The organism is Dactylosporangium salmoneum (assembly GCF_039532525.1).
Classification (GTDB): Bacteria; Actinomycetota; Actinomycetes; order Mycobacteriales; family Micromonosporaceae; genus Dactylosporangium; species Dactylosporangium salmoneum.
In genome coordinates, this window is the sequence record NZ_BAAARV010000016.1 from 97,055 (window position 1) to 117,212 (window position 20,158).

Consider the following 20,158-nt stretch of genomic DNA (forward strand, 5'->3'; position numbering starts at 1 on the left):
GATCCGTTTTCAACAGATTGTTCAAACTCGCCGGACCACGCGGAACATGACGGCCCCGTGCGCGGGCACCGTCGCGCCGATCCGTCCGGTGCTGCCGCTCGTGGTGCCGGTCCAGAGATCGCGCACGGTGTACCGCCCGGGGCCGGGGTCCCAGCCGATGGTGGCCGCGGCGCCGGTCTCGTTGAACAGCACCACGGCGGTGTCGCCGCCGGCGAGGGGCCGGGTCAGCACGTCGAGCCCGCCGGAGGAGGACACCAGCCGGGCCGGGCGGCCGAGCGGGTCCTGGTCGACCGCGATGACGTCCCGGTTGGCCAGGTCGGCGAGGGTCTGCGGGGCGGCGGCGGTGAGGTCGGCGCCGGCGATGAGCGGCGCCGCCATCGCCGCCCACAGGCTGAGCTCGGCCCGGTCCTCGGTGGCGCTCATCCCGTTGCCGACCTCGAGCATGTCGGGGTCGTTCCAGCCGCCGGGCCCGGCGTAGCCGGACAGCCCGACGGTGGCGTGGAAGACGGCGAGGAGGCTCGCGAACGTCGGCGCGATGTCGGGCGTGGTGCGCCACAGGTTGCCGTAGCCGGCGCCCCACGCCCACACCCGGTCGGCGCCCCAGGAGCACAGGCTGAACACGATCGGCCGCCCGGTCGCGGCGAGCGCGTCGCGCATGGCGGCGTAGCGCTCCCGGGCCGACGCCTCGTCGCCGCCCTCGCACGACGTCTGGCCGCACCCGGGTCCCGCGTAGCAGTTGTCGTACTTCACGTAGTCCACGCCCCAGGCCGCGAACGCCGCCGCGTCCTGCCGCTCGTGCCCGAGACTGCCGGGGAGGCCCCCGCACGTCCGCACGCCCGCGTCCTCGTAGATGCCGAGCTTCAGCCCGCGGGCGTGCACGTAATCGGCGAGCGCCGCGATGCCGTGCGGGAACCGGACGGGGTCGGCCCGCAGGTCGCCGCGGGAGTCGCGGGCCGGGGCCATCCAGGCGTCGTCGATGGTGACGTAGACGTACCCGGCGTCGCGCAGCCCGGTCGCGACCATCCGGTCCGCCGTCGCGCGGATCAGGTCCTCGGTGACGTCCAGGCCGTAGGCGTTGTAGTCGTTCCAGCCCATCGGCGGCGTGCGGGCCAGGCCGTTGCCGAGCCGCGGCAGCGGGTCCCCGGACGCCCGGAGCAGTGCCAGCGCGGCGAGGACCAGGAGCACGGCCACCCACGCCGTCCGGGGAACCCGCATGACCGGAAGGCTAGCCGCCGGCCCTGGCAGTCTTCTGCCGTTCGGCTGCCAGTGCCCTGGACGGGCCTCGCCCGGCCGGGATCAGCGGGTGAGGTACCGCGGGATGTCCCCGCTGAGCAGCGCGGCCCGGCCCAGGCGGGTCAGCGTGATCTCCTCGCGCACGTAGTCGGCGCCGAGGTAGCGCCACAGCACCAGCCGGTTGTGCTCCAGCACCTGCACCGCCTCGTAGACGATCTCGCGCACCGGCGCCGCGTGCGGCGAGGCCTGCAGCAGCGAGACCCGCTGCAGCTCCGGGATGCCCTGGGCGATCTGGCGGAACACCTGGTCCACCTGCAGCAGCGGCCGCTGCTCGTGCAGGGTCGCCCCGCAGCCCAGCCACAGCACGACGACGGCCAGCTCGCGCGGGTCGGACTCGTACAGCGCGCGCAGGTCGGCGATGCAGGCGAGGTTCGGCTGGTGGGGCGCGCTCATAGCGACAGTCTTCCATCTGGCGGAAGATTCCCGGCGCCGCCACGGCCATCGCCGCGCGTCCATGGATCCTTGACGCACCCGGCGGGGACGCCATACCGTTTCGCGAGAGGCCGGGGGGACGTCGATGACCACCGCCAGTGCTGCCGCCCGTACCGTCACCAGCCGCGTGCTCAGCGTCCTCGACGCGTTCAACGGGGAGCACCGCCGGCTGAGCCTCTCGCAGATCAGCCGCCGGGCCGGCATGCCGCTGGCCACCGCGCACCGCCTGGTCGGCGAGCTGGCCGCCTGGGGCGCCCTGGAGCGCGCCGCCGACGGCCGCTACCAGATCGGCCTGCGGCTGTGGGAGGTCGCCGCGCTCGCGCCGCGGGGGCTGGGGCTGCGCGAGGCCGCGATGCCGTACCTCGAGGACCTCTACGAGGCCACCCACCAGCACGTCCAGCTCGCCGTGCTCGACGGCGTCGACGTCGTCTACGTGGAACGGATCTCCGGCCGCCACGCGCTGGGCGTGCGCTCCCGGGTCGGCGGCCGCCTGCCGGCCCACGCCACCGGCGTCGGGCTGGTGCTGCTCGCGCACGCGCCGGCCGGGGTGCTGGAGGAGTACGTCGCCCGCCCCCTCGTCGCGTTCACCCCGCTCACCATCGCCGACCCGGCGCGGCTGCGGGCCACCCTGGACAAGGTCCGCCGGGCCGGCCACGCGGTCAGCGACCGCCAGGTGCAGATGGACGCGGTGTCGGTGGCCGCCCCGGTGCGCGACCTCGAGGGCCGGGTGGTCGCCGCCCTGTCGGTGATCGTCCCCTTCGACGGCATGCAGCCCGCCGCCCTGGTCCCCGCGGTGGTCACGGCCGCCCACGGCATCTCCCGCACGCTGCTGCGCCGCGCCGCCGCCTGACCACCTGGGAACCCGGCCTTTCGCCCATACCGCACCCGGCCGAGGGCCATCCTGAGGAAGACACGGGTGGCCGTTGACGAACATGTTCGTTACGATCGTGTTCGGCAACGGAGAGAGGGGACACAGGTGGAGGACATCGTGATCGTCGGGGGTGGGCTCGGCGGGCTCACGCTGGCGCGGGTGCTGCACATCCACGGCATCGAGGCGGCCGTGTACGAGCTGGACGACTCCGGCCGTGCCCGCGGCCAGGGCGGCATGCTCGACATCCACGACGACAGCGGGCAGGTCGCGCTGCGCGAGGCCGGGCTGTTCGAGCAGTTCCGCGGGATCGTGCACCCCGGCGGGGAGGCCATGCGCATCCTCGACCGGCACGGCAACGTGCGGGTCGACGAGGAGGACGAGGGCGGGCGCGGGCGGCCCGAGGTGGACCGCGGGGACCTGCGGCGCATCCTCGTCGAGTCGCTGCCCGAGGGCACGATCCGGTGGGGACGCAAGGTGGCGGGCGTCGAGCCGCTCGGCGGCGGGCGGCACGAGGTGCGCTTCGCCGACGGCTCCAGCACGACCGCGGGGCTGCTCGTCGGGGCCGACGGGGCCTGGTCGCGGGTGCGGCCGCTGGTCAGCGACGCGAAGCCGAAGTACGCCGGGATCACGTTCTTCGAGATCGACCTGTTCGACGCGGACCGGCGCCACCCCGGGGCGGCGCAGGTGGTGGGCGGCGGGATGCTGTTCGCGCTCGGGGCGGGCAAGGGGTTCCTCGCGCACCGGGAGACCGACGGGAGCCTGCACGTCTACGCGGCCCTGCGGGTGGACGAGGACTGGATCGCCGAGGCGGGCTTCGGCGGGGTCTGGTCCGGGCCGGCGGGCTCTCGCCCCGATCCGGGCTCCGGCGGTACCGCGGAAGCCAGGAGCAGGCTCGTGGAGCAGTTCCAGGGCTGGGCCCCCGAGCTGGTCGCCCTCATCGAGGAGGCCGACGGGCCGCTGGTGCCGCGGGCCATCCACGCGCTGCCGGTCGGGCTGCGCTGGGACCGGGTGCCCGGCGTGACCCTGGTCGGGGACGCGGCCCACGTCATGTCCCCGTTCGCGGGCGAGGGGGCCAACCTCGCGCTGCACGACGGGGCGCTGCTGGGCAAGGCGCTCGCCGAGTGGCCGGGCGACGTCGAGGGCGCCCTGGGCTCGTACGAGGAGGCGATGTTTGCCCGGGCCGCGGCGTCGGCGGCCGAGGCCGCGGAGAACCTGGAGATCTGCTTCCGCGACGACGCCCCGCAGAGCCTCATCGACCGGTTCGCCGCCTACGCCGCAGCGGGGCGATAGGCACTACCCTCTCACCGCATGGCGGTGCGCGGTGAGACGTACGGCGGGCAGACGCGCCAGGAGCGCGCGGCCGGCCGCCGGGAGCGGCTCGTGGCCGCGGCGGTGCAGCTCTTCGCCGACCGCAGCTTCGACGAGGTCACCGTGGCCGACGTGTGCGCCCGGGCGAGGGTCGCCAAGCGGCACTTCTACGACGACTTCACCGACCGCGCGGCCCTGCTGCTGGCGGTGCACCACGAGCTCAACGAGTGGCTGCTGGCCGGGGTGGCCGCAGCCGTGCCCCGCCAGCCCGCCGGCGTCGAGGAGCTGCTGCGCCCGATGCTCGCCGCCCTGGTCCGGCAGCTCGCCGAGCACCCGCAGCGGGCCCGGGTCATCTACATCAACGCCCCGCGGATGGAGCTGCACCGGCGGGGCGTGCTGCGCCGGGACGCGCGGTTCCTCGGCGCCCTGGCCCGGCCGGTGCTGCCCGTCCCCCGCGATCCGGCGCGCTACGAGCGGGTGTTCCTGGCGCTGATCGCGGGGGTGAGCGAGGTCGTCATCGACTGGGTCTGGCACGGCATGACCGACCCGCCGGAGCCGCTGGTCGAGGACCTGACGGCGTTCGGCGTGTCGGTCATGGCCGGCCTCAGGAGCTGACCCGCTCCTGCTCCGGCAGGTCGGTCACGCCGTGCGCGACCGCCTCGTCGTGGCGGCGCCGGGCGCCCGGCAGGGCGAGGGCGGCCACCACGGCCAGGGCGGCGACGCCCGCGCAGACCCCGAGGCCTGCCTGACCGCGGCGGTCGACGAGATCCGCCGCGAGACGGGCGACGTCCCGCTGGATCGCGTGCCGGCGGTCATCGCCGCCCAGGTCGCCGCCGTCGGCCCGCAGGGCCCCACGGGCCAGCTCATGCTGCTGCTGCGCTCCTCCGGCGACGAGCGCGCCGAGGAGATCCGCCGGGGTGTGCTGCGCACCTCGGCCGAGCGCCTGGCCGCGGCGGCCGGCTGGCGCCCCGGCGACGACGACACCCTGCTGCGGGCCCAGGTGGTGCTGGCCGCGGCGCTGGGCATCGTGCTGCTGCGCGCCTCCGGGGCCCTCGAGCCGCTGCAGTCGGCCGGCGAGGAGAACCTGACCGGCCCCCTGCGCGAGATGGTCGGCGCGCTGCTGGACCGCTAGCCGGGCCGGGTCACCTCGAGCTCGAAGGCGTAGCGGTCCGCGCGGTAGGTCGACACGGCCCGCTCCACCGGCCGGTCGCGCTGGTCGAACGCCGTCCGCTCGACCACCAGGGCCGGGCCGAACGCGGGCACCTCCAGCAGCGCGGCGGTGTCGCGGTCCAGCACGGTGGCGCGGATGGTCTGCTCGGCGCGGCGGAGGCTGATGCGGTACCGCACGAGCAGCGTCTCGTAGAGGGAACCGTCCAACGCCCCGTCCAGCAGCCCCGGGACCGCGGCCGCGGGCAGCCACGAGTCCTCGACGCACATGGGCACCCCGTCCGCGGTGCGCACCCGCGAGACGTGCACCACCTCCTCGGCCGGGCTCAGCCCGAGCGCGAAGCCGACCTCGGCCCCCGCCGCGGTGATCCCGGCCGACCGCAGCACCGAGCCGGCCCGCAGCCCGCGCCCGCGCATGTCCTCGCTGAACGAGGTGAGCTCGATCCCCTTGGTGATCGCCGGCCGGGCCACGAACGTGCCGGCGCCGCGCACCCGGTACACCCGCCGCTCCCGCTCCAGCCGCTCCAGGGCCTGCCGCACGGTCATCCGGCTCACGCCGAACTGCTCGGCCAGCTCCCGCTCGGCGGGCAGGCGCGCGTGCGGCGCCAGCTCCCGCTCGATGAGCCGGCGCAGGTGCTCGTGCAGGATGCCGTGCTTGGTCGTCTGGTCCATACCACCGCGATGGTACAGCGGCCTGCTACGCTTTCGTGGTCTAGACCAATATCGGATGGAGGGTCGCGATGAGACCGGTCCTGACCAAGCTGGCCGGCGGGCTCGTGGTGTCCTGCCAGGCCCCCGAGGGCCACCCGCTGCGCTCCCCCGACGCCATCGCGCGGCTGGCCGCCTGCGCGGAGCTGGGCGGCGCCGCGGCCGTCCGGGTCAACCACCCCGACGACGTGCGCGCGGTGAAGGCCGCGGTGTCGCTGCCGGTGATCGGGCTGCACAAGGTCCGCGCCGACGACCGCTACCTCATCACCCCCACCTGGGCCCTGGCGGAGGCCCTGGCCGAGGCCGGCGCCGACATCATCGCCCTGGAGGCCACCGGCCGCGCCGACGTCCCGGTCGCCGAGTTCGCCGGCCGGGTGCGCGCCGAGCTGGACCGCCCGGTGATGGCCGACGTCGCGACCCTGGAGCAGGGCGAGGCGGCCTGGGCGGCGGGCGCGGACCTGGTGGCGAGCACGCTGTCCGGGTACACGGCGGACAGCCCCCAACGGACGGACCCCGACCTGGCCCTGGTGGCCCGGCTGGCGGCGGCCGGGGTGCGCACGGTCGCGGAGGGCCGCCTGGCCACAGCCGAGCACGTGTCGGCCGCCTTCGCCGCGGGCGCCTACGCGGTCGTCGTCGGCACCGCCATCACCGACCCGCTGGCCCTGACCCGCCGCCTGGCCGCCGCGACCCCCACCGGAACCACCCGATGACCTCCGGACCCACCGCCGCCCCGACGCCCACCGGGACCCTTTGATGACCTCCGCGCCGCCCGGCGGCCTGGCGTCCTCGCCCCGCCGCGCACTCACCCTTCGGCCCGCCGCCACCGTCGCTGCCGCGGGCGCTCCTGCCGCGGGCGCTCCTGCCGCGGGCGCTCCTGCCGCGGGCGCTCCTGCCGCGGGCGCTTCCGGCGCGGGCGTCCCCGGCGCGGGCGTCCCCGGCGCGGGCGCTCCCGGCACGCACCTCGCCGCGGTGGCTCGATGACCGCCACCATCGGCATCGACATCGGCGGGACGAAGATCGCGGCCGCGCTGGTCGGCCCCGACGGGACCGCGGGGCGGGTGCGGCGCGTGGCCACCCCCGCCACCGAGGGGCCGGACGCGGTCCTGCGCGCCGCCATCACCCTCGCCCGCGCCACCGCCCGCGAGGCCGCCGACGCCGGCGCGGCCCCGCTCGCCTGCGGCGTGGGCACCGCCGGCACCGTCGGCGAGGACGGCCGCATCTCCCACGCCACCACCTCGCTGCCCGGGTGGACGGGCACCGACGTGCGCGGCGCCCTGGCCGCCGCGCTCGGCCTGCCCGTGGTGGTCCGCAACGACGTGCAGGCCATGGCCGTGGCCGAGTCCCGCCTCGGCGCCGCCGCGGGCGCCCGCACCGCGCTGGTCGTCGCGGCCGGCACCGGCATCGGCGGCGCCGTGGTCGCCGACGGCATGCTGCTGTCCGGCCGGACCGGGTTCGCCGGCAGCGTCGGGCACCTGCCCTCCCCCGTCACCGCCGGCCGGCCCTGCGGCTGCGGCGCCCTCGACCACGTCGAGTCCTACGCCGCCGGGCCCGCCATCGCCGCGGCCTATGCGGCGCGGGCGGGGCTGGCCGTGGTACCGCCGCTGGAGACCGTGGCGGAGGCGGCCCGCGGCGGCGCACCGGAGGCGGAGGCGGCGATCGCCGAGGCCGCCCACGTCCTGGGCGCCGGCCTGGCCACCGCGGCCAACCTCCTCGACCCCGACGTCGTGGTCCTCGGCGGCGGCGTGCTGGGCCTGGGCGACGGCTTCGTGCAGGCGGTGGCCGCCACCCTGCGCCGCGCCGCCCTGCCCGGCCCGGCGGAGGTCCCGCTGCGCATCACGACCTTCGGCCCCGCCGCCGTCCTCACCGGCGCCGCACTCCTCGCCCACGAGCTGGGCAGATCGGCGGTGCGGTTCATCCCGTGAGGGCCGGCATCTCCCGCGCGGCGGCGCCCCGCGGCTCACCCCGCACCGACGCACACGTCCCGCACGGCGGCGCCCCGCGGCTCACCCCGCACCGACGCACACGTCCCGCACGGCGGCGCCCCGCGGCTCACCCCGTAGCGGCCCGCACGTCCCGCGCGGCGGCGCCAGCGCCGCGCTGCCGGCCCGCGAGCCCGGCAGAACGGCGGGACGGCTCACCCCGTAGCGGCCCACACCTCCCGCGCGGCGGCGGCCAGCGCCGCGCCCTGGCGCAGGCCCGCGTCGACCGCCGCGGCCCGCCGGGAGGGGTCGAGCACGTTGGGGCCGATCGCCTCGACCGCCTGCTCGTCGGGCTCCACGACCAGGCTGCGGTGCGCGCCGGCGGCGGCGATCTCGCGCCGGATGACGGGGGCCAGCAGCGCGCCCATCGGGGCGATCACGATCATCGCGGCGGCCCCGGCGGCCAGGTCGGCGTTGGTGCCCGAGCGCACGCCGCCGTCCATGTACCGCCGGTCGCCGATCGTCACCGGCGGGAACACGCACGGCACGGCGCAGCTGGCGGCCACGGCGAGCGGCAGCGGCACCCCGCCGGCCCGGTCGAAGACGGCCGGCTCGCCGTCCGCGGTGTCCACGGCGGTGATGCGCAGGTCGCGGCCGGGCCACTCGGCCACCGGCAGCTGGGCGCGCAGCCGGGCGACGTGGGCCGCCTCGTCGCCGGTCGGCGCGGCCAGGGCCATCCGGCCCACCTCGGCCATCGCCTCGGCGCGGGGGCGCGAGCGGTCGGCCAGCAGCGCGAACGCGGCCAGCGCCGGGGTCACGTCGACGGCCGGGGCGGCGCCGTCCACCGCCGCGCGCTGGTGCTCGACCGCGGCGGCCAGGTCGACGCCGGCGGCGAGCACGGCGCCGACGACGGAGCCGGCCGACGTACCGATGATCAGGTCCGCGTCGGCCAGGGCGACGCCGGCCCGGCGCAGGCCCTCGAGGATCCCGAACTCCCAGGCGATGCCGGTCATCCCGCCGCCGCCGAGCACCAGCGCTCTCGTCATTACCGCAAGGTAACACCCGGCGGCTCATCCGGCGGACACGCCTTCGCCGGCGACCATGGAGGCATGCCGGCCCGGCGCACCGTCGGCGCGTTCACCCTCATGGCGGTCGCCCTGGTCGCCGGGGCGCTGGTGCTCGGGCACGGGCACGGCGCCGACCACGGGCGGCGCTGCGCCGACAACCGGGCGGTCGACCTCGGCGGGCAGACGATCACCGCGATCGACCTCGACGGCAAGCCGTTGCGCTGCGCGAACCTCGAAGGGTCCACAGTGGACGGTCCGATCGGCCAGGCCAACCTGAGCGGGGCCAACCTGCACCGGGCGACGCTGCGCGACGGCGCGATGACGGACGTGGACCTGACCGGCGCCGATCTGAGCCGGGCGGTGGCCCGGTCTGCCGAGTTCACCGGCGTGAAGCTGAACCGGGCCGACCTCGGCGGCGCCGACCTGCGCGACAGCACGCTGACCGACGTCGGGCTGACCCAGGCCCAGCTGCGCGACACCGACCTGCGCGCGGTCGCCTTCGTGCGGACCGACCTGCAGGGCGCCGACGCCCGCGGGGCCGACCTGACCGGCGCCACGCTCACCGACTCCAACCTGCGCGGCGCCCGCCTGGACGGCGCCGACCTGGGCGGCACCACGTGGGTGAACGTGGTCTGCCCGGACGGCGCGAAGTCGACCGACGGCAGCTGCGAGGGCCACCTGCACCCGCGCTGAGCCGGGACGCGGGGACGCCGATCCCCACCGGCTTCAGGCCGCCGCGTACTTTACTCAGCACGGCGAGCCCGGGTAGCGTCACAGCCCGTGAGCGTTGTGGAGCGTAACAACGTGCGGCTGCTCGGCCCGCAGGACGCCCCCGCCATGGTCTTCGCACACGGGTTCGGCTGCGACCAGAACATGTGGCGGTTCGTCGCCCCCCGCTTCGCCGACGACCACCGGGTGGTGCTCTTCGACTACGTGGGCGCGGGCGGCTCCGACCTGTCCGCCTACTCGCCCGAGCGGTACGGCTCGCTGGACGGCTACGCCGACGACGTGCTCGAGCTGCTCGCCGAGCTCGGCCTGCGCGACGTCGTCTTCGTCGGGCACTCGGTGTCGGCGATGATCGGCGCCGTCGCCGCGATCAAGGAGCCGGACCGGTTCGGGCGGCTGGTCCTGGTGGGGCCGTCCCCGAAGTACATCGACGACGGCGACTACTACGGCGGGTTCAGCGCCACCGAGATCGACGAGCTGCTCGACTCGCTGGACAGCAACTACTTCGGCTGGTCCAGCGCGATAGCCCCGGTGATCATGGGCAACACCGAGCGGCCGGAGCTGGCCGAGGAGCTGAGCAACAGCTTCTGCCGCACCGACCCGGCGATGGCCCGGCAGTTCGCCACGGTGAGCTTCCTCTCCGACAACCGGGCCGACCTGGGCCGGGTGCCGGTGCCGACGCTGATCCTGCAGTGCTCGGACGACCTCATCGCGCCGCGCGAGGTCGGGGAGTACGTCCGCGCCCACATCCCCGGCAGCGAACTGGTGGTGCTGAAGGCGACCGGCCACTGCCCCCACCTGAGCGCCCCCGACGAGACCTACGAGGCGATCGCCGCCTTCGTGCGGGACTGACCGTGCCCGAACCGCTGCCCGATGAGAACGCGGAGGATCTCTACGACAGCGCGCCGTGCGGGTACCTCTCGCTGCGCCCGGACGGCACCATCGTGCGCGTCAACCGGACGTTCCTGGACTGGACCGGCTACGGCCCCGGGGAGCTGACCGGCCGGCGGATCCAGGAGATCTACGCGGGCGGCAGCCGGATCTTCCACGAGACGCACCTCGCGCCGCTGCTGCACCTGCAGCGCGAGGTGCGCGAGATCGCCGCCGAGTTCCGCCGCGCCGACGGCACGCGGCTCGACGCCCTGATCAACGCCCAGCTGCGGGACGGCCCGCCGGCACTGATGCGGATGACCGTGTTCGACGCCACCGACCGGCGCACCTACGAGCGGGAGCTGCTGGCCGAGCGGCGCCGGGCCGAGCGCAACGCGACCCGGGTCCGGCTGCTGCAGGACGTGGTGCTGCGCTGCGCCGCGCTGGAGCGGGCCGAGGAGATCGCCGGGCCGATCGAGCGGGTCGGCGCCGAGGCCTTCGCGGCCACCCGCACCCGGGTGTTCCTGCTGGACGAGACGGCGGCCGCGCTGCGCCCGCTGGACGGGGCGGGGCCGCTGGTCTCGCTGGACGACCCCGGCCCGGAGGCGCAGGCGGCCGGACGGCTCGACGTCGTGGAGGACGCCGCCGCGGGCGGGGTCCGGATCGTCACGCCGCTGGTGGCCGACGTGCGGGTACTCGGGGTGGTGTCGTTCGAGTTCGACGGCGGCGGCGCGCTGGACGACGGGGCGATCGAGCTCATGCGCACGATCGGGCGGCAGGCCGGACAGGCCCTGGACCGCATCCGGCTGCTGGAGGAGACCACCCGGCGGGCCTGGCAGTCGGGCTTCCTGGCCCGGCTCAGCCGCGCCCTCTCCGAGACCGCCGGCTACGCGGGCCGGGCCCGCCGCCTGGTCGAGCTGCTGGTCCCGGAGGTCGCCGCGTACGCCCAGATCGACCTGGAGGAGGCCGGCGCGCGGGCCTCGGCGCCGGAGGGCGCCGACGGCTGGACCGTCCCCACCGACGTGCTCGCCGCCGTCCACGCGGCCGGGCGGGCCGGCCGGCTGACCGGGGTGCCGCTCATGGCCACCGACGGCCGGCGGGCCATGGTGCTGCCGCTGCGGGCCCGCAACGCGGTCATCGGCACGCTGCTGCTGACCGCGGCCGAGCAGGACGCCCCCGGCCGAGCCGGGCGGGCCGACGTCGGGCCCGACTTCCTGGCCGACCTCGCCGACCGGGCCGGGCTGTCGCTGGACAACGCGCGGCTGTCCGAGCGGGACCGGGAGGTCGCCGACACGCTGCAGCGCAGCCTGCTGTCCGGGACGTGGCCGCAGGATCCGCGGTACCGCGTGGCGACCGAGTACCGCCCCGCGGTGCACACGCTGGAGGTCGGCGGCGACTGGTACGACGTCTTCGCCACCTCGGCCGAGAGCGTCGGCATCGTGGTCGGCGACGTGGTCGGGCGCGGCCTGCACGCGGCCAGCGCCATGGGCCAGCTGCGCAGCGCCGTGCGCGCCCTGGCCACCGCTCAGGACGGGCCGGCCGCGGTACTGCGGCACATGGACGAGTTCGTCGCCTCGTTCGCGGCCGGGCAGATGACCACGGTCGCCTACGCGGAGCTGTCGCTGGACAGCGGCGAGCTGCGGTACGCCTGCGCCGGCCACCTGCCGCCGCTGCTGGTCGAGCCGGGCGGGGTGCCCACCTACCTGTGGGAAGCCCGCTCCGGCCCGCTGGGCGCCACCGCCGGCGGCCGGGCCCGGGCCGAGGCGGCGCTGACGGTACCCCGCGGCTCGCGGCTGCTGCTCTACACCGACGGGCTCGTGGAGCGCCGCGGCGAGCAGCTGCAGCGGCGCCTCGACCGGCTGGCCGAGCTGGCCGCCGAGCACTGGCAGACCCCGCTGTCCGCGCTGGCCGGCCGGCTCAGCGACGCGATGCTGCCGGACGGCGGTGGCCACGACGACATGTGCCTGCTCGCCCTCGACTTCGCCGACGCGCCGCCGTTCCGGGCCGAGGTCCCGGCCCGGATGTCGGAGCTGGCCGGGCTGCGCGCGGCGCTGGACCGCTGGCTGGCCACCCAGGGCGTCGGCGACTACGACCGGTTCGGCATCGTGCTGGCCACGGCCGAGGCGGTGGCCAACGCCATCGAGCACGGCTACGACTTCGACGAGGGCCGGGCGGTCGGGGTGCTCGCCCAGGTCGACGGCGACGCGGTCGCGGTCCGGGTGGCCGACTCCGGCCAGTGGCGCCCGCCCCGCTCGGCCCTGCAGCGGGGCCGCGGCCTGGCGCTGATCGGCCGGCTCATGACCAACCTGGTGATCGACCGCGGCGTCGGCACCACGGTCCTGATGCGCCGCACCGTCAGCCCCGGAAGGCTTGGAGTATGAGCGGCGAGCGTCAGGTCCGGGTGTACTCCGCCGGTGGTTGCGAGATCGTCCAGCTGGTCGGCGAGATCGACCACGCCACCGCCCCCCTCGTCGAGCGCGACGTGCTGGTGAGCGTCCGCGCCTCGACCGGCGTCGTCGTGGACCTCTCCGAGACGACGTTCCTGGACAGTGCCGGCCTGCTGTGCCTGGACCGGGTGATCACGGTGTTCAGCGACCGGGGCGCGCCGGTGCGGGTGGCCGCCCCGGCCGCGGGCATGGTCCGCTTCACCCTGGACCTGATCGGCTTCCTGCCCGGCCTGCTGGCCGAGGACGTCCCGGCGGCGCTGGCCGAGATCGCGGTCTGACCGGCGGTCGAGGCTAGCCTCCGGCCATCGCGCGAGGACGTCCCAGCGGCGCTGGCCGAGATCGCGGTCTGACCGGCGGTCGAGGCTAGCCTCCGGCCATCGCGCCGACGACCAGCAGCGGCTGGGCGCCGCGGGCGACCGGCTCGGGCAGCGGGGCGTCCGGGGAGTCGTTGCTGAGGTCCTCCTCGCAGGCGTAGAAGCGCACGAACGAGCGCCGCCGGCCGGTCGCGCGGTCGCGGATCGTGCCGCGCAGCGCGGGGTACAACTCCTCCAGGGCATCGATGACCCGCCGCAGGGTGACCTCGGGGCCGACGTCCAGCTCCACCTCGCCGCCGACCTTGGCCAGGGTCTTGAGGTGCGCCGGCAGCACGACGCGGATCACGGCAGCGCCTGCACCTCGACGGACAGCACGGCCGGCAGGTCGCGCACGATCGGCGCCCAGCTGTCGCCGGCGTCGGAGGAGCAGTACACCTGGCCGCCGGTGGTGCCGAAGTAGATTCCGCAGTCCTCGAGGGTGTCGACCGCCATCGCGTCGCGCAGCACGTTGACGTAGCAGTCGCGCTGCGGCAGCCCCTCGGTCAGCGGCTCCCACGCGTCGCCGCCCTGCCGGCTGCGGTAGACGCGCAGCCGCCCGTCGGGCACGTAGTGCTCGGAGTCACTCTTGATCGGCACGACATAGACGGTCTCTGGCTCGTGCGCGTGCACCGCGATCGGGAAGCCGAAGTCGCTCGGCAGGTCGCCGCTGATCTCCCGCCAGTTGCCGCCGCCGTCGTCGGAGCGCATCACGTCCCAGTGCTTCTGCATGAACAGCACGTCGGGCCGCGACGGGTGCATCGCCAGCCGGTGCACGCAGTGCCCGACGTCGGCGTCGGGGTCGGGGATCTGCCCGGAGACCAGCCCGCGGTTGATCGGCCGCCAGCTGTGCCCGGCGTCGTCGGAGCGGAACGCCCCGGCCGCCGAGATCGCCACGTAGATCCGGTCCCGGTGCACCGGATCGAGGATGATCGTGTGCAGGCACATGCCGCCCGCGCCCGGCTGCCAGCGCGGCCCCGACGCGTGGGTGCGCAGCCCGGTGAGCTCCTGCCACTCGTGCCCGCCGTCGGTCGAGCGGTAGAGGGCCGCGTCCTCGCCGCCGGCGTAGACGGTGTCGGGGTCGTCATGGGACGGCTCGAGGTGCCAGATCCGCTTGAACTCCCACGGTCTCGGCGTGCCGTCGTACCACAGGTGCTCCCCCACCTCCCCCGCGTAGGTGAAGTCGTTGCCGACCGGCTCCCACGTGCGGCCGCCGTCGTCCGAGCGCTGGATCAGCTGCCCGAACCAGCCGCCGGACTGCGACGCGTAGAGCCGGTCGGGATCGGCCGGCGAGGCGTTGACGTGGTACACCTCCCAGCCCCCGAAGTGCGGGCCGTCGATCTGCCAGTCGCGGCGCGCGCCATCGGCCGTGAGGACGAACGCTCCCTTGCGCGTGCCGACCAGGACTCGGACGCCGGTCACCGGCACCACCCCCTTGCTCGCATCCTTGCACGGAAGGGACGGCGCCGCTCGGCTTCGCCACGTCACTCAGGGTGCCGTGTTGACCAGCGGGCGTGGGACTGCCGCGGGACCGGCGGGGCGGCGGGCGGCGATCGAGGCGGTGATCTCGCCCGCACGGACGGCCACGGCGGAGAGCAGGGTGGACGTGATGCCGTGGGCGTGCTCGGTGCCGCCCTGCAGGTACACCCCGGCGCGCAGGGCGGGGTCGGTCGCCACCCGGTAGTCGCGCCCGACGAGTGGCAGGCGCTCCTCGTCGCGGCGGCAGTGGACGGCGGCCGCGCCGAGCAGGGCGAGCGCGTCGACCGGGCGGTAGCCGGTGGCGTAGACGATGACGTCGGCCGCGAGCTCCGTGCGCGCGCCGGTGGGCAGGTGCTCGACCACGGCGGTCACCCCGTCGGGGCGGGCGTCCAGACCGGCGATCCGCGAGGCGTTGAGCATGCGCAGGCGGGGGCGGCCGAGGACCTGCTCGCGGTACGCCCGGCGGTAGAGGTCGGTGATGAGCTCGCCGTCGACGACGGAGTAGTTGGTGTTGCGGTGGTAGTCGAAGAGCATGCGCTTGACGTCGGCCGGGGCGTCGAAGTACAGGTCGACGGCGGACGGGTCGAAGATGCGGTTGGCGAAGTTGCTGTCGTCGGCCGGGCTGTAGCCGTAGCGGAAGAACACCGAGCAGACCTCGGCCGTCGGGTAGCGCTCGTGCAGGAACGCGACCGACTCGGCGGCGCTCTGCCCGGCGCCGACCACGACGAAGCGGCTCGGATCGGGCGAGGCGAAGGACGCGGCGCGGTGCAGCATGTCGAGGTTGTGCCAGACCCGCTCGGCCGGGACCACGCCGGGTGGCAGGCTCGGCTCCAGCCCGACGGCCACGACCACGTTGCGGGCCCGCAGGCGGCGCGGGCCGGCGACGACCTCGAGCAGCTCGCCGTCCTCGACCGGCACGACGTCGGTCACGGTGTGGCCGTAGAGGACGGGCACGCCGACGCGGTCCGCGGCCCACCGCAGGTAGTCGTGGAACTCCACGCGCAGCGGGTACATCGTCTTGTAGTTGATGAAGTCGGCCAGCCGGCCCTGGGCGTGCAGGTAGGACACGAAGCTGTAGCCGCTGGCCGGGTTGCGCAGGGTCACCAGGTCCTTGAGGAACGACACCTGCATGGTGGCGTCCTCGAAGAGCATGCCCCGGTGCCAGCCGAAGCGCTCCTGCTTCTCCAGGAACGCGGCGCGGACGGGCTCCCGGGCGGTCGCGTTGTGCTCCTCGATCGCGATCGCCAGCGCGAGGTTGGACGGGCCGAAGCCGATGCCGACGACGTCGTACACAGGGTCCATCTCGAACCTTTCAGCTGAAGGTGAGCTCGGCCGCGGTGGCCACGACGCCGCAGCGGTCGCGGACGTGGCGCAGGGCGTCGCGGTGGTGGGCGGGGCTGAAGTCGGCGACGGCGTCGGCGACGACGAACGGCTGCAGGTCGCGCATGAACGCGTCCAGGGCCGTGGCAAGCACCCCGATGTGCGCGTAGACGCCGGTGATGACGAGCTGGTCGCGGCGGCCCAGCACGTCGGCGAGCGGGGTGCCGGCGAAGGCGCTGTAGCGGCGCTTGGTGATCCGCACGTCGCCGGGGGCGGGGGCGAGCGCGTCGAGGATGGCCAGCGCCCGGTCGTCCGGCGGCGGTCCGTCGCCCCAGAAGTCCTGCAGCAGGCCGCGCTCGGCCCGGCTCTGGCCGCCCGGCTGGGCCGAATACACGACCGGGATGCCGAACTCGGCGGCGAGCTTGCGCAGCGCGTTGATGTTGTCCACCACCCGGCCCAGCAGCGCCTGGTCGGCGGTGCCGAAGGGGGCCAGGAAGTAGTGCTGCATGTCGTGCACCAGCAGGACCGCCCGATCGGGGTCGGGCCGCCAGGGCACGCGGGCCTCGGCCAGGGTGAAGCCGGTCGGCACCGGGTACGGGGTGATGCGAGGCAGCACTGGGGTTCAGCCTTTCTGCAGAGCGCGCAGGGCCGCGCGCAGCTCGCGCCGGCTGGTCTTGCCGACGCCGGTGACGGGGAACGCGTCGAGGACCTGCAGGCGGTCCGGGATCTTGTAGGCGGCCAGGCCCCGCTCGTGCAGGTGCCGGCGCAGGGCGGGCAGGGTGGGCGGGTCCTGCCCGGCCCGGGGCACGACGAAGGCGCAGGTGCGCTCGCCGAGGTAGGCGTCGGGCACGGCGACCACGGCGGCGTCGTGCACGGCGGGGTGGGTCAGCAGGTGGTTCTCCACCTCCTCGGCGGCGATCTTCTCGCCGCCCCGGTTGATCTGGTCCTTGGCCCGCCCCTCCACGACGAGGTACCCGTCGTCGCGGCGGCGGACCACGTCGCCGGTGCGGTAGAAGCCGTCGGCGGTGAACGCCTCGCGGTTGTGCGCGGCGGCCCGGTAGTAGCCGCGGATGGTGTACGGGCCGCGGGTGAGCAGCTGCCCGGCGGCGCCCGGCGGCACGGGCCGGTCCTCGTCGTCGACGATGCGGATCTCGTCGTCCGGGCTGATCGGGCGCCCCTGGGTGTGCAGCACGACCTCGTCGGGGTCGTCGAGGCGGGTGTAGTTGACCAGGCCCTCGGCCATGCCGAAGACCTGCTGCAGGCGGCAGCCGAGGGTCGGGGCGACCCGGGCGGCGACGGTGCTGCCGAGCTTGGCCCCGCCGACCTGGAGCACCTCCAGGCTGCTCAGGTCCGGCCCGGAGGCCATGGCGGCGACGGCGTCGAGCCACAGCAGGGCCAGCGGGGGTACCGCGGCCGTGATCGTGACCCGCTCGGCCGCGATGAGCGGGAGCACGGTCGCGGGGTCGGGCCGCCGGGCGAGGACGATCCGGCCGCCGGCGTGCAGCGCGCCGAGCACCCCGGGCGAGGACATCGTGAAGTTGTGCGCGACCGGCAGCGCGGCGAGGTAGACGCTGTCCGCGGTCAGGCCGCAGATCTCGGCGCTGGCCCGCACGCTGTAGAGGTAGTCGTCGTGGGTGCGCGGGATGAGCTTCGGCAGCCCGGTGCTCCCACCCGAGAGCTGCAGGAAGGCGACCTCACCGGCAGATGGGAGACCCAGGTCCGGGTAGGCGCTCTCGTACAACGTGGACAGTCCGATGTGGATGCCAGGGGCGCCCGCCACGATGGTGGTCGCCGGGGCCGCGGCCGCCGCGAGGGTGCGATGGTCGAAGCCCTCGTGCACGTCGGTCGTGATGAAGGCGACCGCCTCGGTGTGGGCGCAGAAGTAGCCGATCTCCGCCGCCCGGTGGGCCGGCAGCGCGAAGACCGGCAGCGCGCCCAGGCGGAACAGCGCGAAGACGACGTCGAAGTACTCGGCGCGGTTGGGCAGCTGCACCACCACCCGGTCGCCGCGGCGCACCCCGATGCGGTGCAGCCCGCCGGCCAGGCGCAGCGCGCGGTCGCGCAGTTCGCCGTAGGTGACCCGGCGCTCCCCGTCGACGACCGCGATCCGGTCCGGGTGGGCGTCGGACCGCGAGCGCAGCAGGTCGTCGAAGGTCTGGCCGGTCCAGTAGCCCTGCTCGCGGTACCGACGGGCGAACTCCTCAGGCCACATCGGCGCTCTCCGCGGCCAGGCCGAGCGCGGCCAGCATCGTGCCGAGCTTGGCGGACGTCTCGGCCAGTTCGGCCGCCGGGTCGGAGCCGGCGACGATCCCGGCCCCGGCGTAGAGGTCCAGCCCGGCGGGGTCGGCCAGGGCGCAGCGGATGGTGACCGCCCACTCGCCGTCGCCCTCGGCGTCGACCCACCCGACCATGCCGGTGTAGAGGCCGCGGTCGAAGGCCTCCAGCTCGCCGATGGCGGCGCGGGCGGCGGCGGTCGGCGTGCCGCACACGGCCGGGGTCGGGTGCAGCGCGGTGGCGAGCGCGAGGGCGCTCACCCCGGGGTCGGCGACGGTGCCGGCCACGACGGTGCCGAGGTGCCACATGGTGGACGTGCGCACCAGCGTGGGCTCGGCCGGCACGCTCAGCTCGGCGCAGTGGGGCCGCAGCGCGCCGGCCACCGCGTCGACGACGACGGCGTGCTCGTGGCGGTCCTTGGCCGAGCGCAGCAGGGCGGCGGCGCGGCGGGCGTCCTCGGCCGGGTCGGCGCTGCGCGGCGCCGAGCCGGCGAGGGGGTGCGCGGCGACCCGCCGCCCCCGGCGGGAGACCAGCAGCTCCGGGCTCGCCCCGAGCAGCGTGCGCCCGCCGCCGGCGTCGATGCCGAAGGTGTACGCCGAGGGCTCCCCCGCGGCCAGCGCCCGCACCACGGGGGCGGGGTCGAAGCCGGGCGCGTCGACCCGCAGCGAGCGGGCCAGCACGACCTTGGTGTAGGCGCCGGCGTCGATGTGCCGCACGGCGCGCGCGACGGCCTCGGCGTAGCGGGCCGGCTCGGGCGCGGGCCGCAGCCCCAGGATCCCGACGGTGCCGGCGGCCCGCATGGCCTGCCCGGCCGAGGGCGGGGCGCCGCGGCGCAGGCGCATCGGCACGACGAGGTGGTCCCGGCCGCCGGGGGCGAAGGGAACCGCCCCGACCACGGCGCGGACCGGGTGCCCGGCCGCCTCGGCCACGCCGAGCACCGCGCGGACGCGCCGGTCAAGGTCGGCCAGGCCGTCGGGGCGGCCGGACGGGGGCACGGCGAAGTACGTCCCCTCGGCCAGCAGCGTGCCGCGCGGCGACGCGAACACCGACGAGGCGCCGGGCCGGTACTCGGCCACGAGATCGGGCTCGGTCTCCACGGAGACGGAGACGGTGGTCACTGGTGGTTGCTCCCTTCGGCCGGCGCTCAGGCGCGCAGCGTTGCCCCGCCGTCGACGTACAGGTCGTGCATGGTGATGTGCCGGGCCCGGTCGGAGGCGAGGAAGAGCACGGCGTCGGCGATGTCCTCGGGCGCGGCGAGCCGCCCGAGCGGGATGCCGGCCCGGAACGCCGCCGGGTCGCCGGCGACGACCGCGGCCGCCCCGCCCGGCCCCCACAGGGCCCGCTGCATGGGCGTGTCGGTCGACCCGGGCGCGACCACGTTGCAGCGGATGCCGAAGGGCGCCAGCTCCAGCCCGAGGCTCTTGGTGAAGTGGGTGGCGGCCGCCTTCGACGCGGCGTAGGCGGCCATACCGGCCCGCGGCACGCCGGCCGCGTTGGAGGAGACGGTGACGATGACGCCGGACCGGCGGGGGACCATCCGCCGGGCGACCGCGCGGCTGGCGTGGAACACCCCGGCCGCGTTGACGGCGAACGTGTCGGCCCAGTCGCCGTCGCCGAAGTCGACGACCGGCCCGGTGCGCAGGATGCCGGCGACGTTGGCCAGCACCGCGATCGGCCCCAGCTCGGCCTCGGCCCGCTCGACGAGCGCGTCGACCTCGGCCGCGACGGCCACGTCGGCGGCGATGCCGGCAATCCCGTCGTGCCCGGCGGCGAGCTCGGCCACCGCGTCGCCGTCGCGGTCCACGGCGGCGACCCGGGTCCCGCCGGCCGCGAACGCCAGCGCCACGGCCCGGCCGATGCCACGGCCAGCCCCGGTGACCACCGCGATCCCGTTCATGATCCTCCTCGTTTGTGAGGTTAGCCTAAC

General features: G+C 75.8%; 21 protein-coding genes. 10 read left to right on the forward strand and 11 right to left on the reverse strand.

The window, feature by feature from the left end; genetic code table 11:
• Positions 1-21 precede the first annotated feature (21 nt).
• Positions 22-1,215, reverse strand: a complete 1,194-nt coding sequence (locus ABD352_RS08200) for a glycoside hydrolase family 27 protein (protein ID WP_344611624.1) — start codon at positions 1,213-1,215, stop codon at positions 22-24.
• An 81-nt stretch (positions 1,216-1,296) separates the two neighbouring features.
• Positions 1,297-1,686 (reverse strand): hypothetical protein, encoded by a 390-nt coding sequence (locus ABD352_RS08205; protein WP_344611625.1) that lies wholly within the window; start codon positions 1,684-1,686, stop codon positions 1,297-1,299.
• 124 nt (positions 1,687-1,810) lie between these two features.
• Here ABD352_RS08205 and ABD352_RS08210 point away from each other — a divergent pair, with 124 nt between their 5' ends.
• From ABD352_RS08210 to ABD352_RS08225, 4 genes are all read left to right on the forward strand, one after another.
• Positions 1,811-2,575, forward strand: coding sequence for an IclR family transcriptional regulator (locus ABD352_RS08210; protein WP_344611626.1), 765 nt, complete (start codon positions 1,811-1,813; stop codon positions 2,573-2,575).
• Between the two features lie 126 nt (positions 2,576-2,701).
• Entirely contained in the window at positions 2,702-3,886 is a 1,185-nt protein-coding gene (locus ABD352_RS08215; protein WP_344611627.1) for an FAD-dependent oxidoreductase, read from the forward strand.
• Between the two features lie 18 nt (positions 3,887-3,904).
• Complete coding sequence (locus tag ABD352_RS08220; RefSeq protein WP_344611628.1) at positions 3,905-4,519, forward strand: TetR/AcrR family transcriptional regulator; 615 nt, start codon at positions 3,905-3,907, stop codon at positions 4,517-4,519.
• A 31-nt stretch (positions 4,520-4,550) separates the two neighbouring features.
• Entirely contained in the window at positions 4,551-5,036 is a 486-nt protein-coding gene (locus tag ABD352_RS08225) for a TetR/AcrR family transcriptional regulator (RefSeq protein ID WP_344611629.1), read from the forward strand.
• On the opposite strand, the gene ABD352_RS08230 is transcribed toward ABD352_RS08225, so the two are convergent.
• On the reverse strand, positions 5,033-5,743 hold the full coding sequence (locus ABD352_RS08230) for a GntR family transcriptional regulator (RefSeq protein ID WP_344611630.1): 711 nt from the start codon (positions 5,741-5,743) through the stop codon (positions 5,033-5,035). The two genes, ABD352_RS08225 and ABD352_RS08230, sit on opposite strands and share 4 nt — an antisense overlap.
• A 68-nt stretch (positions 5,744-5,811) precedes the next feature.
• Between ABD352_RS08230 and ABD352_RS08235 the strand changes: the two genes are divergently transcribed.
• Together ABD352_RS08235 and ABD352_RS08240 are read left to right on the forward strand one after the other, a co-directional pair.
• Positions 5,812-6,489, forward strand: coding sequence for an N-acetylmannosamine-6-phosphate 2-epimerase (locus ABD352_RS08235; RefSeq protein ID WP_344611631.1), 678 nt, complete (start codon positions 5,812-5,814; stop codon positions 6,487-6,489).
• 267 nt (positions 6,490-6,756) lie between these two features.
• Positions 6,757-7,701, forward strand: a complete 945-nt coding sequence (locus tag ABD352_RS08240; RefSeq protein WP_344611632.1) for an ROK family protein — start codon at positions 6,757-6,759, stop codon at positions 7,699-7,701.
• 212 nt (positions 7,702-7,913) lie between these two features.
• Here the strand turns inward: ABD352_RS08240 and ABD352_RS08245 are convergent, their stop codons facing one another.
• Positions 7,914-8,744 (reverse strand): patatin-like phospholipase family protein, encoded by an 831-nt coding sequence (locus tag ABD352_RS08245; RefSeq protein WP_344611633.1) that lies wholly within the window; start codon positions 8,742-8,744, stop codon positions 7,914-7,916.
• Positions 8,745-8,807: 63 nt separating this feature from the next.
• On the opposite strand from ABD352_RS08245, the gene ABD352_RS08250 reads away from it, so the two are divergent.
• The 4 genes from ABD352_RS08250 to ABD352_RS08265 all read left to right on the forward strand — a co-directional run bounded on the left by ABD352_RS08250 (position 8,808) and on the right by ABD352_RS08265 (position 13,086).
• Complete coding sequence (locus ABD352_RS08250; protein ID WP_344611634.1) at positions 8,808-9,458, forward strand: pentapeptide repeat-containing protein; 651 nt, start codon at positions 8,808-8,810, stop codon at positions 9,456-9,458.
• A gap of 87 nt (positions 9,459-9,545) precedes the next feature.
• Positions 9,546-10,343 (forward strand): alpha/beta fold hydrolase, encoded by a 798-nt coding sequence (locus ABD352_RS08255; protein ID WP_344611635.1) that lies wholly within the window; start codon positions 9,546-9,548, stop codon positions 10,341-10,343.
• 2 nt (positions 10,344-10,345) lie between these two features.
• A complete protein-coding gene (locus tag ABD352_RS08260; protein WP_344611636.1) occupies positions 10,346-12,742 on the forward strand; it encodes a SpoIIE family protein phosphatase in 2,397 nt (798 codons plus the stop codon).
• Positions 12,739-13,086 (forward strand): STAS domain-containing protein, encoded by a 348-nt coding sequence (locus tag ABD352_RS08265; RefSeq protein ID WP_344611637.1) that lies wholly within the window; start codon positions 12,739-12,741, stop codon positions 13,084-13,086. The genes ABD352_RS08260 and ABD352_RS08265 overlap by 4 nt, the downstream gene beginning before the upstream one ends.
• An 85-nt stretch (positions 13,087-13,171) precedes the next feature.
• Here the strand turns inward: ABD352_RS08265 and ABD352_RS08270 are convergent, their stop codons facing one another.
• The 7 genes from ABD352_RS08270 to ABD352_RS08300 all read right to left on the reverse strand — a co-directional run bounded on the left by ABD352_RS08270 (position 13,172) and on the right by ABD352_RS08300 (position 20,128).
• The gene (locus ABD352_RS08270; protein ID WP_344611638.1) at positions 13,172-13,468 is read right to left on the reverse strand and encodes a MoaD/ThiS family protein; all 297 of its coding nucleotides are present in this window, start codon (positions 13,466-13,468) and stop codon (positions 13,172-13,174) included.
• Entirely contained in the window at positions 13,465-14,580 is a 1,116-nt protein-coding gene (locus tag ABD352_RS08275; protein WP_344611639.1) for a WD40/YVTN/BNR-like repeat-containing protein, read from the reverse strand. Before ABD352_RS08275 ends, ABD352_RS08270 begins: the two co-directional genes overlap by 4 nt.
• Before the next feature lie 66 nt (positions 14,581-14,646).
• Positions 14,647-15,939: a lysine N(6)-hydroxylase/L-ornithine N(5)-oxygenase family protein gene (locus ABD352_RS08280; protein ID WP_344611640.1), complete on the reverse strand. Its 1,293-nt coding sequence runs from the start codon at positions 15,937-15,939 to the stop codon at positions 14,647-14,649.
• A 10-nt stretch (positions 15,940-15,949) separates the two neighbouring features.
• Positions 15,950-16,573, reverse strand: coding sequence for an isochorismatase family protein (locus tag ABD352_RS08285; protein ID WP_344611641.1), 624 nt, complete (start codon positions 16,571-16,573; stop codon positions 15,950-15,952).
• Positions 16,574-16,579: 6 nt separating this feature from the next.
• The gene (locus ABD352_RS08290; protein ID WP_344611642.1) at positions 16,580-18,169 is read right to left on the reverse strand and encodes a (2,3-dihydroxybenzoyl)adenylate synthase; all 1,590 of its coding nucleotides are present in this window, start codon (positions 18,167-18,169) and stop codon (positions 16,580-16,582) included.
• The gene (locus tag ABD352_RS08295) at positions 18,159-19,349 is read right to left on the reverse strand and encodes an isochorismate synthase (RefSeq protein WP_344611643.1); all 1,191 of its coding nucleotides are present in this window, start codon (positions 19,347-19,349) and stop codon (positions 18,159-18,161) included. Before ABD352_RS08295 ends, ABD352_RS08290 begins: the two co-directional genes overlap by 11 nt.
• 26 nt (positions 19,350-19,375) lie before the next feature.
• Positions 19,376-20,128: a 2,3-dihydro-2,3-dihydroxybenzoate dehydrogenase gene (locus ABD352_RS08300; RefSeq protein ID WP_344611644.1), complete on the reverse strand. Its 753-nt coding sequence runs from the start codon at positions 20,126-20,128 to the stop codon at positions 19,376-19,378.
• Positions 20,129-20,158: the final 30 nt, after the last annotated feature.